Raw genomic sequence first — 14926 nt, 5'->3', positions numbered from 1 at the left:
CCGACAACCCGCCAACCGAGCTGCAGCTTGACATTTCCGCTCCTGGGGTGTCTATTCGGTGACCGTGACCGCCACGGCGGCCGGCAAGAGCACCCCTCTGGATGTGACGGTGACGGTCACGGACGTGAACGAGCCGCCCCAGCCCGGACCCGCCGCTCCGAACAGCCAAGCCACGATCACGGTTGAGGAGGATCACGACGGGCCGGTGGGCGCCTACGTGGCCAACGACCCGGAGGAGTTCATCGTCCACTGGTCGCTGGGTGGGCGCGATTCCGGCGACTTCACGATCTCGACCGACGGTGAGCTCTCGTTCGTCACCGTTCCCGACTTCGAAGCCCCTCAGGACAGCGGCGGCAACAACGTCTACGACGTGACGGTACGGGCCTTCGACGGCACCCATACCGGAACACTGGACGTGACGGTCACCGTCACGAACGTGGAGGAGCCGGGAGTCGTCCAGCTGTCGAACCTGCAACCGCAGGTGGGCACCGGATTGCGGGCCACCCTGGCCGATCCCGACGGGACCATCTCCGAAATCTCGTGGACGTTGCCGGATGGCACCAAGACCGGCTCGGCCCTCGGCTATACCGCCTCACCGGTCGTCGCGGCTGCCGGCGCCTTCGCCGCTGTACCGTTCCGCGCTGCTGTTTTACCAGCCCAGGCCACTTCGCCCGTCTACGTGCCGGACGATGAAGACGTCGGCAAGGACCTGAGCTTCGATGTGTCGTACGTCGACCGCCACGGCACGACCAAGACCACGACGGTGGAGTCGGACAATCCGGTCCGGACACCGCCGCCCGAGAACAGCCGGCCCGAGTTCGAATCCACGAGCACCACGCGCAGCGTGGCCGAGAAGACGGACCCGGAGACCGCGATCGGCGACCCTGTCACGGCCAGCGACCCCGGCGACCCCCTGACCTACACGCTGGGCGGGGCGGACGCGGCGCTGTTCGACATCAACCGCGCTACCGGCCTGCTGAGTACGAAGGCGGCGCTCGATCGCGAGACCAGGTCGAGCTACCGGGTGCGGGTGACCGCCACCGACCCCTCGCTCGCCTCCGCCTCGGTCACGGTGACGATCACGGTCACCGACGTGGAGGAGCCCCCGGTCCTGACCGGAGACGCGGTGGTCTTCTACCCGAGCGGCGAGACCAGGACTGTCTTCACCTACCGGGCCACCGACCCCGAACGGCAATCGATCACCTGGTCGCGGTCGGGTGCCGACAGCGGCCAGTTCACGATCAGCGGTGGCCGGCTGCGTTTCCGCGAGCCGCCGGACCACGCCACGCCGGGGGACAACGGCGGCGACAACATCTACGAGATCACGGTGACGGCCACAGATCCGGCCGACCACGCCACCGACCTCGACGTGAGGGTGGCCGTGACGGAGGAACGTCCGGAGCCGCCGTCCGGCCCATCGTCGACGCCGAGCAGCAGCGGCGGTGCTAGTGGTGGCGGTGGCACTGGCGGCGGTCCTTCCGGTCCGGCGCCGGCTGCCGGTCCGGTGGGTGTGTTCGGTGATGTTGCCGGTGATGTGTACTACTCCGCGGCGGTGTCGACGCTGGGCCCACTCGGTGTGTTCGCCGGTACCGAGTGCGAGCAGGGTTTCTGCCCGGGCGAGGCGATCGACCGCAAGACGGCGGCGGTGTGGATCGTGCGCGTCCTCGACGGCAGGGACCCGTCTGCGGTCTCGACGTCGAGGTTCGCGGATGTGGAAGCCTCGGGGTTCCATGTGCCGTTCATCGAGCGACTGGCCGAACTCGGCGTCACGGCGGGCTGTAAGGATGGTTCCGTGTTCTGTCCCGATGGCACCGTGACCCGCGCGCAGATGGCGGTGTTCCTGTCGCGGGCCTACAAGCTGGCACGGGGCCTGGCCCCGGCGTTTGCGGATGTGCCCTCCGACGCGTGGTACGCGGACCACGTGGCCAGGCTCGCCGCGTGGGGGATCACCGCCGGCTGCGGCGACGGTTCGGTGTTCTGCCCCGAGCGTGACACGCTACGCGCGCAGATGGCGGCGTTCCTCTACCGCGCCGAGAGCCGGGTCCCCGATTCCTAGGAACAGGACCGGGGCGCGTCGCTTCGGCCGGTTGCTACCGGCGCCCCCGACCGGCGGACCGTCGCATCTCTGGCGCCCTTGCTCGAGGAGATCTGCGGGGTTGCCGACGCGGCCGGATGCCTCGCTGCCTACGGGTTGAGCAGGGCGCCGAGCCGCCGTCCGGCCACCACAAGTCCCACCGATCCGAGCGCGATCAGGTAGGCCACGTGGCCCAAGATCCCCAGGTCGAAGGAGCGGAGGGTGAAAGCCCGGATGAGCTCGACCCCGTGATACAGCGGCGAGAGTTGGGTGAGGGCCCGGAGCGCCGGCGGGTAGACGTCGAGCGGGTAGAAGGTGGCGCTGAACAGGAACATGGGCAGCAGGAACAGCACGACCAGGTCGAAGTCCTGCCAGCTACGCATGAAGGTGGAGGCCGCCATGCCGACCGCTCCGAAGGCGAAGCCGATCAGGGTCGCCGCCGGTATGGCCAGGATCACCAGCGGTGTGGCCACCAGGCCCATCGCCGCCATGACCACGACGAATCCGGTCGAATAGAGGACGCCGCGGATCAACGACCAGGTTATCTCCCCGATGGCGATGTCCCACGGGCGGAGGGGGGTGGCGAGGATGGCGTCGTAGATCTTGCCGTACCGGAGCTTGATGAAGATGTTGATGGTCGACTCCAACACCGCTCCGTTCATGGCCGAGGCCGCTAGCAGGGCCGGCGCCACGAAGGCCGCGTAGCTGAGGGTGGTACCCCCCGGGCCGGCCACCTCTCCGACCAGGCGGCCCATCCCGATCCCGAGCGAGAGCAGGTAGAAGACCGGCTCGAAGAAGCCCGACACGAGGATCATCCACGCCCGCCTGTAGACGAGCATGTTGCGCTCGATCAGGCGCTGGGCGCGCAGCCCCACCAGCGGAGGCGGCAGGATCCGGAGTGCCAGCGTGCGGGTGGTCATACGTTCAGCCGCCGGGAGAAGAGGCGGCGGGTGAGGGCAGCCCCCACGGCGAATATCAGGACCAGGTACCCGACGTGTTGCCAGGCCGGAAGGGCCGAGTCGTAGCCGAGTGCTACCCGCCGGGCCAGCTCGACCGCGTGCCACAACGGCGTCACCGTTGCCACGGACTGGAGCCAACCGGGTAGCTGGGTGATCGGGAAGAAGGCGCCCGAGAAGAGGTACATGGGCGTGATGCCGAAACGGAAGACGGCGGTGAGGGCTTCGGTGTTCTCCCGGTTGGCGGTGAAGGCGGTCATCGGCGCCACGGTGGCCAGGCCGATGAGTATCCCGATGGGCGCCAGGGCCAGGGCGGCTACCGGCGAGATAGCCCCCAGGGCGGCCGCTACCGCCCCGAAGATCACCGAGACCATCAACACCCGGAGGCCGGTCCAGATGAAGTGACCCGCGACCAGGCCGCCGGTGCCGACCGGCGAGGCGACCACCGAGTGGTAGTTGCGGGTCCACTTCATCCCGGCGATCACCTGGAACGATCCCTCGGCCGCTCCGGACTGCATGGCGCTGGCGACGAGGAGTCCGGGCGCGAGGAAGGCCACGTAGCTGAGGTCCTCGAAAGCGGCGGCGCCCGTTCCACGGTCGACCAGCGACCCGAGGCCCAGGCCCATCGCCACCAGGAACAGGGCCGGGGTGACGAACGAGGAGAACGCCGACCCCTTCCAGACCCGCCGGTACGCGATGGCGTTCGCCTCGACGACTCGCAGCGCTCCCGGTACCTGCATCAGCCGGCCCTCGTCAGTCGACCAGGGTGCGCCCGGTCAGCTTGAGGAAGACGTCCTCGAGCGTGCTGCGGCGCACCAGCGCGCTCTCCGGCCGGAGACCGAGCCGGTGTACCTCCCCCAGAGCAGAGTCGGCATCGGAGGTGTAGAGGAGTGCCCGATCGGCCAGCAACTCGACCCGATCGGCCGTCCCCTGGAGCGTCGGTCCAGCCGGCTCCAACTCTCCCACAGGGAAGCGCACCTCTAACACCTCGCGGGTTGCGTGGGTCTCGATGAGACCGCGGGGCGACCCCTCGGCGACGATGCGGCCCCGGTCCATGATCACCAGCCGATCACACAACTGCTCGGCCTCGTCCATGTAGTGGGTGGTGATGATCTGGGTAACCCCGTCCTGCTTGAGCCGGTAGAGACGATCCCACAACACGTGGCGGGCCTGGGGGTCGAGTCCCGTGGTCGGCTCGTCGAGGAGCAGGAGGTCGGGACGGTTGATCAGGCCCCTGGCGATCGTGAGGCGCCGCTTCATCCCGCCCGAGAGCGGATCCACCCGCGAGGTGCGGCGCTCTCGGAGCTGGGCGAAGTCGATCAGTTCGTCGATCCGGGCACGGATCTCGCGGCGCGGGATGTCGTAGTACCGGCCATAGATGTACAGGTTCTCCTCCACGCTCAACTCCATGTCGAGCGAGTCGTCCTGGGGTACCACCCCCAGCCGGGACCGGATGTGCCGGCCGTCGGTAGCCGGATCGAGACCGAACACGCGCAGCCGTCCGGACGTCACGGGCGAGACGGCGCCGATCATCCGCATGGTGGAGCTCTTGCCCGCACCGTTGGGACCGAGGAAGCCGAACACCTCTCCCGAGGCGACGGAGAAGCCGATCGCGTCGACTGCGGTGAAGTCGCCGAATCGCTTTGTCAGGTCGGTGGCTTCTACCAGGGGTTGCATGGTCGCAGAACGTTACACGCGTTATCCGACCAAGTGTCGGTAAGCCTGAGGGCGAATCGCGGCCCAGACACGTATCGCCCGGGCGGTGTCCCGGTATAGAGCGTCCGGCACTCCGAAGCGGATTACCCTTGCAGGGCCGGGGTTGCGCCCGCGGTCCAGGTATAGAGGGAGTGCCTTGCAGTACGGCTTCGTCATCGACCAGACGGCGTGTATCGGCTGTCACGCCTGCACCGTGGCTTGCAAGACCGAGCACGATGTCCCGCTGGGAGTGAACCGCACCTGGGTCAAGTACATCGAGAAGGGAACCTGGCCCGACACCACACGGTCCTTCTCGGTCATGCGGTGCAACCACTGCACCGACGCCCCCTGCATATCGATCTGTCCCACCAATGCCCTGTTCCGGCGGGACGACGGGATAGTCGACTTCGACACCAGCCTCTGTATCGGCTGCAAGAGCTGCATGCAGGCCTGCCCCTACGACGCGCTCTACATCGATCCCCACGACAACACCGCCCAGAAGTGCAACTACTGCGTGCATAGGGTCGAGGTCGGGCTGGAGCCCGCCTGCGTGGTGGTGTGTCCGGAAGGAGCGATCATCTCGGGCGATGTCCACGACCCGACCACGCCCATCTCGCGAATGGTCCACGCCGAGCGGATGCTCCAGCGGTCCCCGGAGCAGGGCACAGCGCCGAATCTGTGGTACAAGGGCGTCGAGCCGGCGGGTATCGATCCGTTGGGGGCGGTCGACCCGGGCGACGGGGGTATCTGGAGCGATCCGGCGCCGTCGTTCATGACCGTGGACCTGACGCCGACGGCCGGGCGCAGCGGCAGCCGCCGGGGCAAGGGGCAGCCGTCGGCGCCACGACCCCCGAAGGAGGCGCCACCGCGGGTCGTCTACAACACCGACCACCCGATGCCGTGGGGTTGGAGGGTGTCGAGTTACTTCCTCACCAAGGGCATCTCGGCGGGCATCGTCATGGTCCTGGCGCTCTCGTTGCTGTCGGGCGCGGGTACGGACAGCGCCTTCGCCCGGTGGGGAGTTCCTCTGATCGCCGGGCTCTTCCTGGCCCTGACCGGTGTCCTGCTGATTTGGGACCTCAAACGACCCGACCGGTTCTACTACCTCCTGACCAAGGGCAATCCTGGATCGTGGCTGGTCAAGGGCGCCTGGATCCTGGCCGCGCACGCCGTGATCCTCGGCCTCTGGTTCGTCTCCGGGCTGGCCGGCGCCGGTTTCCTCCCCGTACTCATCTGGGCGGGGGCAGTGGTAGGCGTTGGCGTGGCCGGCTACACCGCCTTCCTGTTCGGCCAGGCGGAGGGCCGGGACCTCTGGCAGAGCCCGACGCTGTTGTGGCACATGCTGGCCGGGGCTTTCACGGCGGGCGGCGCGGCGGGACTGCTGCTGGCTGCGGTCTTCGACCTCGAGCCGGGGGTACAGCGGGCGTTCGCCTGGGCCCTCGTCGGCGGCGCGGCGGCGCTGGGCGTCATCGGAGCGGTCGAACTCGTCTCGCGGCACCCGACCCGCAACCATGCCGCCGCGATGTACCACCTGACCAGAGGCGCGCACGCGAGGGAATGGTGGCTCGGAGGCCAGGTGATCGGGGTGGCTATACCCGTGGTGTTGGGAGCGGTCTTCCTGGCCGGCACCGGCGTTCCGCTCTGGGTGGCCGAGTTGGGAGGCCTGGCGGCCCTGGTCGGCCTCTGGTTCGCTGATGACGCCTTCGTCAGGGCAGGGCAGAGCGTGCCCCTGTCATGAGCGGGCACCGAGGTCACCATGGATAGGGACCGGCGCGCAACGGATCGCCTGCCTCGGCTGGTCCCCGGGACGGGCCTGGTGCCCTACCCCCCGGCCGAGTCCTGGGACGACTGGGAGGAGTACGACGCCAAGGCGTGGCCCGAACGGGTCAAGCGCCGCTACCGCCTGGTGCCGACCACCTGTTTCAACTGCGAGGCCGGGTGCGGGCTGCTGGCCTACGTCGACAAGGACAGCGGCCGGGTGCGGCGCTTCGAGGGCAACCCGGAGCATCCGGGATCGAGGGGCCGCAACTGCGCCAAGGGACCGGCGACCCTCAACCAGATGTACGACCCGGAGCGGATACTGCACCCGCTGAGGAGGGTCGGGCCCCGCGGTGGAGGGGAGTGGGAGCAGGTCTCCTGGGAGGACGCCCTCGAGGACATCGCGTCCCGGATCCGCACCGCTCTGCAGGAGGACCGTCACGACGAGATCATCTACCACGTGGGACGGCCGGGCGAGGACGGCTTCATCGACCGCATCCTCCGGTCCTGGGGGGTGGACGGGCACAACAGCCACACCAACATCTGCTCCTCGGGCGCCCGCACCGGCTACGCCATGTGGATGGGGTACGACCGGCCCTCGGCCGACTTCGCCAACGCCCGCTTCATCCTCCTGCTGTCGGCCCAACTCGAGTCCGGGCACTACTTCAACCCCCACGCCCAGCGCATAATCGAGGCCCGCCAGGCGGGGGCGCAGGTGGCCACCATCGACCCGCGCCTCTCGAACACCGCCTCCATGTCCGACCACTGGCTGTCCCCCTGGCCGGGTACCGAGGCGGCCATGCTGCTGGCCATCGCCGCCCGGCTGATCGAGTGGGATGTCGTCGACCACGACTTCATACGCAGGTGGGTCAACTGGGAGGCCTCGCTGGCCGCACGGGCGCCTGAGCGGCCTGTCACCTACAAGAGCTTTCTCGAACTGCTGCGCGAGACCTACGCGGACTACACGATCGAGTTCGCGGCCGCCGAGACCGGGGTGGATCCCGAACGTATCGAGGCGGTAGCCAGGGGCATCGCCGAGGCGGGGAGCCGCTTCGCCTCCCACACCTGGCGCGCGGCCGGGTCGGGGAACCTCGGGGGCTGGCAGGTGGCCCGCTGCCTCTTCTTCCTGCACGTGCTCACGGGATCGGTGGGGACGGAGGGGGGCACCTCGCCGAGCGCGTGGGACAAGTTCAAGCCCGACCACTGGAACATGCCACCCCCGGCGAACAGGTGGAACGAGTTGATCTGGCCGGCGGAGTTCCCGCTCAGCCACTACGAGCTGAGCTACCTCCTGCCGCACTTCCTCAAGGAGGATCGGGGACGGCTCGAGGTCTACTTCACCCGTGTCTACAACCCCATCTGGACCAACCCGGACGGCTTCACCTGGCTCGAGGCCCTCACCGACGAGGACAAGGTCGGTCTCCACGTGGCGCTCAGCCCGACCTGGTCGGAGACCGCCTGGTTCGCCGACTACGTGCTGCCGATGGGGGTCGGCGCCGAACGTCACGACACCCATTCCTACGAGACCCATGCGGCCCGCTGGCTCGGCTTCCGCCAACCCGTGCTGCGGGTGGCAGGCGAGCGGGCCGGTGAGCGGTACGAGCGCACCTACGAGGCCAACCCCGGCGAGGTGTGGGAGGAGAACGAGTTCTGGATCGACCTCTCCTGGCGGATCGACCCCGACGGCGCCCTCGGGGTGAGGCGGTGGTACGAGTCGCCCGGCGACCCGTCCCGACCGGTCAGCGTGGACGAGTACTACGGCTGGATGTTCGACAACTCGGTGCCCGGACTTCCGGAACACGCCGGACGGGAAGGCCTCACCCCTCTCGAGTACATGCGCAAGTACGGTGCCTTCGAGATCGACCGCGAACGCTACCTGTTGAACGAGGAGGCCGTGGGCGCCGATCAGCCGGGGGTGGAGGTCGAAGGGGAGCGTAGGAGCGGGTTCACCTCTCCCTCCCGCCTGCTCGAATGGCACTCCGACACGCTGGAATCGTGGGACTGGGCGGATGCGGCCATACCAACGTACCTCAAGTCTCACGTGTACTGGCGCGATCTCGATCTCGAGGGAGACGAGCGCATCCTGCTCCCGATCTTCCGGCTGCCCACCCTCATCCACACCCGGTCGGGTAACGCCAAGTACCTGTACGAGATCAGCCACGGCCATCCGTTGTGGATGAATTCCATCGACGCCGACCAGCTCGGGTTCGAAACCGGGGACCTGGTGCGAATAACCACCGACATCGGCTACTTCGTGATGCGGGCCTGGCGCACCGAGGGGATCAGGCCGGGCGTGGTGGCTGCCTCCCACCACATGGGCAGGTGGCGTCTCGATGCCAATATGGGCAACGAGCGGTGGTCATCGGCCTTGGTGGACATCCGGCGCCACGACGGCGGCTGGCTGCTCCGGCACAAGACCGGCATCGAGCCCTTCCGGTCGGAGGATCCGGACAGCGAGCGGATCTGGTGGCGGGATCCGGGCGTCCACCAGAACCTGGCATTCCCGGTCCATCCCGATCCGGTGTCCGGCATGCACGCCTGGCACCAGCGGGTCAGGCTGGGCCACGCAGGTCCCGAAGACCGTTATGGCGACGTCTTCGTAGACACGGCCAGATCACATGAGATCTACCAGGAATGGATGGGCAGGACACGTCCGGGGCCGGGTCCCGGAGGCCTGCGCAGGCCCCGCTGGCTCACGAGGCCGCTCCCTCCGGTTCCAGCCGCGTACGAGGCCTGACGGAAACCTACCGGCCGTGAAGATCCTGGGTTGATGTGACACTGGAATTCGGCGGGTTCGAGTGGGTCAGCTTCGACTGTTACGGGACCTTGGTCGATTGGGAGTCCGGCATATGCGCGGCTGTCGGCGAGGTGCTGGAGTCTCACGGGATGCGGAGATCCAGGGCCGAGATTCTGGCCCTGTACGCGGACTTGGAGCCCCGGGCGCAGGACTCGCAGACGTTTCTGGAGTATCGGCATGTGCTGCGCAACGTGATGGCGATGATCGCAACGGAACTGGGCTTCCGGTGCGCGGGGTCGGAGAAGGACGCTCTGGCGGACTCCTTGCCCGGCTGGCCGGTGTTCGGTGATGTCAACAGCGCCCTGGATGCGTTGCAGGCGCGCTACAGGCTCGCGGTGATCTCCAACGTGGACGACGACCTCTTCGAAGGCACGGCCCGGGCGCTGGACGTGGACTTCGACGTGGTGGTGACCGCTCAGCAGGCTCGCAGCTACAAGCCCAGCCTCAACAACTTCGAGCTAGCCGCAGCCCGTATGGCGGTCGGCAAACGGGCGTGGCTGCACGTGGCCGAAAGCCTCTTCCACGACATTGGGCCGGCAAACCAGCTGGGCATCTCGTCGGTATGGGTCAACCGTGCCGGCCAGGGAGGCGCGACGCGGCGAACCGATGCCGTCGCCGATCTCGTCGTCCCCGACCTAGCGGCCCTCGCCGCGGCAGCGATTCCGGTGTAGCCGGCGCGTATCTCAGGGGGCCGCTACCGGCGGTCGGCCTCTCCCCGCACCCTGTCCCGCCGGCGGCGCGCCCAGGACAGCGCCACGCTGGAGACCACCGCCATGAGGGCAGCCAGGAAGTTGAACAGGATGTCCTCGGGGTCGAAGACGCGGCTGGGTATGAATGCCTGGATACATTCGTCGATCGTCCCGACCGCCGAAGCCGCCGCAATCGCCAACAGGGCCGGGATCGGGACGCGACGACCCTGGCGGGCCCGCTCCTTGAGCGCTTCGTGGATGAAGACGGCCACCACGCCGTACTCGATGAGATGGGTGCGTTCCTCCGGGAGCGCCATCCGTAACATCACCATGAAGTACACGGCCGCGATGCCCAGCGCGATGCCTATCTCCGCCGCCCCCGGCCGCGTCCTCAGCCCCAGGGCCAGAACGGTCGCCGCGACGAGGACCATGCCGATGAGGAAGGCGGCCACGAGTAAACCCTCGTCCCGCAGGATTCCCGCCAGGGTCCGCGCCAAGCCGAGGGTCGAGTAGATGGCCACCACGACGGCCAGCGTCCAAGTCCACAGCCGCCGCTCCCGATCCGAGGCGAACAGCGAGGAGGACTCTTTATGGGATGCCATCGCTCTCCTCCATCGCAAGCAGGGCCGGTCCGATGCCTGACGGGGTGTCCAGCACGACGGCGCCCGCACCCTCCAGCGCCCGGCGCTTGGATTCGTACGACCCCCGATCTCCCTGGAAGATCGCTCCGGCGTGTCCCATCCTCCGATCCGGGGGCGAGGCTCGCCCGGCGACGAAGGCCACGACCGGCTTGCTCATCTCCGGCAAGTAACCGGCGGCGTCCTCCTCCATGTCGCCGCCGATCTCGCCGATCAGGACGATCGCTCCGGTGCCCCGATCCTGCTCCAGGAGTTCCAGGGCGCGCCGCGTGCGCGTACCGAGCACCGGGTCGCCTCCGATCCCGATGAAGGCGGACTGGCCGAGCCCGGCGCGGACGATGTTCAGGCAGGCCAGGGTGCCGAGACTCCCGCTGCGCGAGACCACCCCGACCCGGCCGGGGCGGAAGATCGCAGGGTCGAAGGCGGGCATGAAGCCGACGGAGCTCTCGCCCGGCGTCACGAGGCCGGCCGTGTTGGGGCCCACCAATTCCGTTCCGGCCTCCCGGGCGGCCGCGATCACGTGCATGGCGTCTTGAACCGGGACGTGCTCGGTGAGGATCACCAGCTTGGGCACGCCGGCGGCCACCGCGTCGAGCGCCGCCGGCTTAACGCTCAGAGGGGGAACGAACAACACCGAGACGTCCAGGGGGACATGTTCCGCGGCCTCCAGCACGCTGCCGAACACCGGCACGCCGCAGTGGGTGATGCCCGCCTTCCGGGGACTGACCCCGGCGACGACCCGGGTGCCGTACTCCTGCATGCGGGCCGTCCAGTACGTGGCCTGGCGGCCGGTGATGCCCTGGACCAGTACCCGCTCGTGGCCCCGGACGATCATGGGGCATCCTGTCCAGCGTCACGGATAGCGGCCGTGATCGCCTCATCCATGGTCGGGTACGGCTCGAGGCCCAGCCGCTCCTGAAGCATCCTCCTGGCCTCCGTCGCCCCGGTGCCGTCAATGGCGAAGAAGGCGGGGACATCGGGCTGCAGTTCGAGCCACGCCTCGGTCAGCCCGTCGACCATCACGTCGGTCCGGGCGAAGGCCCCGCAGAAGTTGACCACCAGGGAGCGCAGTCCCCGCTGCCTGAGCACGAGTTCCAACGCCGGCCGCGCCTTCGTGTATGCGTCGCCGCCGATCTCGAGGAAGTTGGCGGGCCGGCCCCCCAGGTGGACGATCACGTCCATGGTGGTCATCGTGAGGCCGGCGCCGTTGGCGAGCACGCCCATATCCCCGTCGAGTTCGACGAACTGGAGGCCGAGTTCCCGGGCGGCCCGTTCCAGCTCGGTGAGCGGCTCCGGTGCGGCGACGGCGGCAAGCGACAGCCGGCGGGCCGCGGCGGCGCCGTCTATCACGAGCTTGCAGTCCAGCGCCACCACGTCGCCCGCATCCGTGATGGCGAGCGGGTTGATCTCGAGGAGTTGGGCGTCGGAGTCCCGATGCAGGCGGTCCATCCGAATGAGCACATCGGCAACGGCCGGAGCGGCCGCATCCACTCCCGTCCTTGCCACGAAACGCCGGGCGGCGTGCGGGCGCAAACCCGTTCTCGGGTCCATGTCGAGCGTCCGGATCGACCCCGGGTCGGTACGGGCCGTTACCTCGATGTCCACCCCGCCACGCTCGGAGAGCACCACCCGCCGCGCCGGGCCCGCGGGATGGTTGAGGACCGCGGCGTAGAGTTCCCTGGCGACCGGTATCCGTTCCTCGACCAGAACTCCGGTTACCAGGTGGCGGTCGATACGGCTGCCTAGGAGATCTTCGGCGACGGCATGCGCCTCGGCCGGGTTCCGAGCGGGCCTGACGCCACCCGATTTCCCCCGGCCTCCCGCCGGTACCTGCGCCTTGACCATCACCGGGCCGCGGCCGGCGGCGGCCCGGGCCGCTCCCTGGGGCGAGTCGGCCACGGTGCCGGCGGGAACCCTAATGCCGGCGTCCTCCAGCAGGGCCTTGGCTGCGTGCTCGGGGATGTTCATGCTCGAGTGGTTGATCCTATGCGGTCCGGCACGCCGTCCCTGTGGCTCGGACGCCAGTGGGAGCCGGCGATCTGGCATGATGTCGCTATGTCGCGTCTTGAATCCACTGAGCCGGGCCGGTCGCCGGGGGTAGCGTCGGTCGCCGCGGTGACAGACGCCGGACCACGCCAGGTGAACGAGGACCGCATGTTCACGGCAGTGTCGGATGACGGTTCATGGGTGATCGCGGTGGCCGACGGACTCGGGGGCCACGCCCGCGGCGATGAGGCGGCGCAGGCGGCCGTCGACTGCCTGCCGGAGCGGATCGGCAGCGAGGCGGACATGGCAATGGCCTTTGCCGACGCCAACGAGCAGGTGCTCCAGCTGTCCCGGACGTTGCGGGAGGAGAGTCCTTGGGTCTCGGGCGCCAGCATCCCGATGAGCACGCTGTGCATGGCGGCGTGGACACCGGAGGGTGGTCTGCGGATCGGGTGGATGGGCGACACGATGCCCTTCGTGGCGTGGCTCGGGCCGGACGGCTACTCGGGATCCTGCTGCGGTCGTCCCCATCGAGATCCCTACGGGTTCATCCGGGTTTGCCTGGGTCAACCGCCCGAGGACGGCGGCCACGATGCGGGGCCGGTCGACGTGGAGATGGTCGACGGGTTCGAGGACTCCGAGTTACCCGATGTTGTGATCATCGCCAGCGACGGCGCCTGGGAACCGCTTGCGGCCGAGGGTGGGGGCATGGAGTGGTTGTGGGACGACTCACCGGCCGGCATCGGGTCGGCATGTGACCCTGAAGCCGAAGACGCCTCAGGGATCGCCGAGTGCATCCTCGCGAAGGCCCGTAACCTCGGCCTCAACGACAACGCCACCGTCGCGGTCGCGCACCGGCGCCGCCCGCCCGACCGGTGAGGCCCGGCGCATGACCGCTCGACCGAAGGCTCCGGGCGCCGAGGACTCGGCGGGCGAGATCGTGACCGCGGTGGTGGACCGAGCCCGGTCGGCCATGGCCAAGTTCGCCGAATCGGACCAGGACCGGGTGGACGAGGTGGTGACGGCGCTGGCCTGGTCGCTCTACAAGCCCGAGCACGCCCGGGAACTGGCGGAACTCGCCGTCCGGACCACCGGCCTCGGGAACGTCCCGGACAAGATCCTCAAGAACCGCCGCAAGACCTTCGGCACCCTCCGGGACCTGAGCCGGGCCAGGACGGTGGGCCTGATCGAGGAGGATCCGTCCCGAGGCCTGATGATCTACGCCAAGCCGGTCGGGGTGGTGGCCGCCGTCACGCCGTCCACCAATCCCGCCGCCACCCCGGTCAACAAGGCGATGATGGCTGTCAAGGGCCGCAACGCGGTCATCATCGCGCCCTCGCCGCTCGCCTACGCGACCACGTCGCGGGCGGTGGAGCTCATGCGGGATGCGCTGGAGGGCGTGGGCGCACCGTGCGATCTGGTCCAGATCCTCCCGGAACCGGTCACCCGAAACTCCACCACGGCATTGATGGAGGCTTGCGACCTGTCCGTGGTCACCGGGTCGCAGAACAACGTGCGCCGCGCCTACCGGAGCGGCAAGCCGGCGATCGGAGTGGGCGCAGGCAACGTGCCCGTGATCATCGACAGCACCGCCGACCTCGGGCAAGCCGCCGCGGGCATCGTGGCCTCCAAGACCTTCGACAACGCCACATCTTGCTCCTCGGAGAACTCGCTGGTGATCCTCGATGACGTATACGACCGGGCGCTGGACGAGCTTCGCAAGGCCGGGGCCTACGTGGTCGACGGGCGGGAGAAGGGTGCGATCCGGGACGCTCTGTGGGTGGACGGGAGGCTGAACCGCGAGATGATCGCTCGGGATGCGGACGTCCTCGCCCGGCGCGCCGGGCTGGGCGGCCAGGCTGCGAAGGCTCGGTTGTTCCTGGTCGAGGACGAGCTGCCGGCCACCGCCGCATCCTTCGCCGACGAAAAGCTCTCGCTAGTGCTCACCGTCTACCGGGCGGCCGGCATCCGGGAGGCTATCGAGACGGTGAGGGCCGTCCTGGAGGTCAGAGGGCGGGGCCACTCGTGCGGGATATACACGGCTTCGGTCGACAATGCCCGCCTCCTTGCGACCGAGCTGGACGTGGTCCGGGTGCTCGTCAACCAGGCCCACGCCATCGGGAACGGGGGCAGCTTCACCAACGGGCTTCCCTTCACCCTGACGATGGGCTGCGGAACCTGGGCGGGAAACAGCATCAGCGAGAATCTGAACTACCGCCACTTCATCAACCTGACCCACCTGTCCACCACCATCGCCGAGGACCGACCCACCGAAGAGGCCCTGTTCGGCGACCACTGGCGTCGATACGGAGAATGAGCAACCCCAACTGGGC

The 14926-nt window shown here is 68.6% G+C and carries 12 protein-coding genes; 6 read left to right on the top strand and 6 right to left on the bottom strand.

The annotated features are described in order from the left end of the window. Window positions 1-58 precede the first annotated feature (58 nt). A complete protein-coding gene (locus OXM57_04505) occupies window positions 59-2056 on the top strand; it encodes a cadherin domain-containing protein (protein MDE0351930.1) in 1998 nt (665 codons plus the stop codon). Between the two features lie 128 nt (window positions 2057-2184). On the opposite strand, the gene OXM57_04500 is transcribed toward OXM57_04505, so the two are convergent. Genes OXM57_04500 through OXM57_04490 form a run of 3 tightly spaced genes read right to left on the bottom strand, consistent with a single transcriptional unit; the run spans window position 2185 to window position 4707 of the window. Then, window positions 2185-2994: an ABC transporter permease gene (locus tag OXM57_04500; protein ID MDE0351929.1), complete on the bottom strand. Its 810-nt coding sequence runs from the start codon at window positions 2992-2994 to the stop codon at window positions 2185-2187. Next, window positions 2991-3770, bottom strand: a complete 780-nt coding sequence (locus tag OXM57_04495; GenBank protein MDE0351928.1) for an ABC transporter permease — start codon at window positions 3768-3770, stop codon at window positions 2991-2993. The genes OXM57_04500 and OXM57_04495 overlap by 4 nt, the downstream gene beginning before the upstream one ends. Before the next feature lie 13 nt (window positions 3771-3783). After that, on the bottom strand, window positions 3784-4707 hold the full coding sequence (locus OXM57_04490; GenBank protein MDE0351927.1) for an ABC transporter ATP-binding protein: 924 nt from the start codon (window positions 4705-4707) through the stop codon (window positions 3784-3786). 175 nt (window positions 4708-4882) lie between these two features. Here OXM57_04490 and nrfD point away from each other — a divergent pair, with 175 nt between their 5' ends. Genes nrfD through OXM57_04475 form a run of 3 tightly spaced genes read left to right on the top strand, consistent with a single transcriptional unit; the run spans window position 4883 to window position 9951 of the window. Further along, complete coding sequence (nrfD, locus tag OXM57_04485) at window positions 4883-6463, top strand: polysulfide reductase NrfD (GenBank protein ID MDE0351926.1); 1581 nt, start codon at window positions 4883-4885, stop codon at window positions 6461-6463. Window positions 6464-6481: 18 nt separating this feature from the next. Further along, window positions 6482-9220, top strand: coding sequence for a molybdopterin-dependent oxidoreductase (locus OXM57_04480; GenBank protein ID MDE0351925.1), 2739 nt, complete (start codon window positions 6482-6484; stop codon window positions 9218-9220). Window positions 9221-9255: 35 nt separating this feature from the next. Beyond that, window positions 9256-9951 carry a haloacid dehalogenase type II gene (locus OXM57_04475; protein MDE0351924.1) on the top strand — a complete coding sequence of 232 codons (696 nt, stop codon included), beginning with the start codon at window positions 9256-9258 and terminating at the stop codon, window positions 9949-9951. Between the two features lie 23 nt (window positions 9952-9974). Here OXM57_04475 and OXM57_04470 read toward each other — a convergent pair whose 3' ends face one another. Genes OXM57_04470 through OXM57_04460 form a run of 3 tightly spaced genes read right to left on the bottom strand, consistent with a single transcriptional unit; the run spans window position 9975 to window position 12575 of the window. Next, window positions 9975-10571, bottom strand: coding sequence for a VanZ family protein (locus OXM57_04470; protein ID MDE0351923.1), 597 nt, complete (start codon window positions 10569-10571; stop codon window positions 9975-9977). After that, window positions 10558-11442, bottom strand: a complete 885-nt coding sequence (locus tag OXM57_04465) for a CoA-binding protein (protein ID MDE0351922.1) — start codon at window positions 11440-11442, stop codon at window positions 10558-10560. Before OXM57_04465 ends, OXM57_04470 begins: the two co-directional genes overlap by 14 nt. Beyond that, window positions 11439-12575 (bottom strand): acetate--CoA ligase family protein, encoded by a 1137-nt coding sequence (locus tag OXM57_04460; GenBank protein MDE0351921.1) that lies wholly within the window; start codon window positions 12573-12575, stop codon window positions 11439-11441. The genes OXM57_04465 and OXM57_04460 overlap by 4 nt, the downstream gene beginning before the upstream one ends. 87 nt (window positions 12576-12662) lie before the next feature. Here OXM57_04460 and OXM57_04455 point away from each other — a divergent pair, with 87 nt between their 5' ends. Both OXM57_04455 and OXM57_04450 read left to right on the top strand, forming a co-directional pair. Next, window positions 12663-13472, top strand: a complete 810-nt coding sequence (locus OXM57_04455) for a protein phosphatase 2C domain-containing protein (protein MDE0351920.1) — start codon at window positions 12663-12665, stop codon at window positions 13470-13472. A gap of 10 nt (window positions 13473-13482) precedes the next feature. After that, window positions 13483-14910 (top strand): aldehyde dehydrogenase family protein, encoded by a 1428-nt coding sequence (locus OXM57_04450; GenBank protein MDE0351919.1) that lies wholly within the window; start codon window positions 13483-13485, stop codon window positions 14908-14910. Window positions 14911-14926: the final 16 nt, after the last annotated feature.

The sequence above is a fragment of the bacterium genome, from assembly GCA_028820935.1.
GTDB lineage: Bacteria > Actinomycetota > Acidimicrobiia > Spongiisociales > Spongiisociaceae > Spongiisocius.
The sequence above is the reverse complement of the archived record's forward strand: the minus strand, read 5'-3'. Positions and strand labels throughout refer to the sequence as shown.

Coding starts and splice junctions, on each gene's coding strand:
- OXM57_04500 (MDE0351929.1), bottom strand. CDS start 2,994: ATGACCACCCGCACGCTGGCACTCCGGATCCTGCCGCCTCCGCTGGTG.
- OXM57_04495 (MDE0351928.1), bottom strand. CDS start 3,770: ATGCAGGTACCGGGAGCGCTGCGAGTCGTCGAGGCGAACGCCATCGCG.
- OXM57_04490 (MDE0351927.1), bottom strand. CDS start 4,707: ATGCAACCCCTGGTAGAAGCCACCGACCTGACAAAGCGATTCGGCGAC.
- OXM57_04480 (MDE0351925.1), top strand. CDS start 6,482: ATGGATAGGGACCGGCGCGCAACGGATCGCCTGCCTCGGCTGGTCCCC.
- OXM57_04470 (MDE0351923.1), bottom strand. CDS start 10,571: ATGGCATCCCATAAAGAGTCCTCCTCGCTGTTCGCCTCGGATCGGGAG.
- OXM57_04465 (MDE0351922.1), bottom strand. CDS start 11,442: ATGATCGTCCGGGGCCACGAGCGGGTACTGGTCCAGGGCATCACCGGC.
- OXM57_04460 (MDE0351921.1), bottom strand. CDS start 12,575: ATGAACATCCCCGAGCACGCAGCCAAGGCCCTGCTGGAGGACGCCGGC.
- OXM57_04455 (MDE0351920.1), top strand. CDS start 12,663: ATGTCGCGTCTTGAATCCACTGAGCCGGGCCGGTCGCCGGGGGTAGCG.
- OXM57_04450 (MDE0351919.1), top strand. CDS start 13,483: ATGACCGCTCGACCGAAGGCTCCGGGCGCCGAGGACTCGGCGGGCGAG.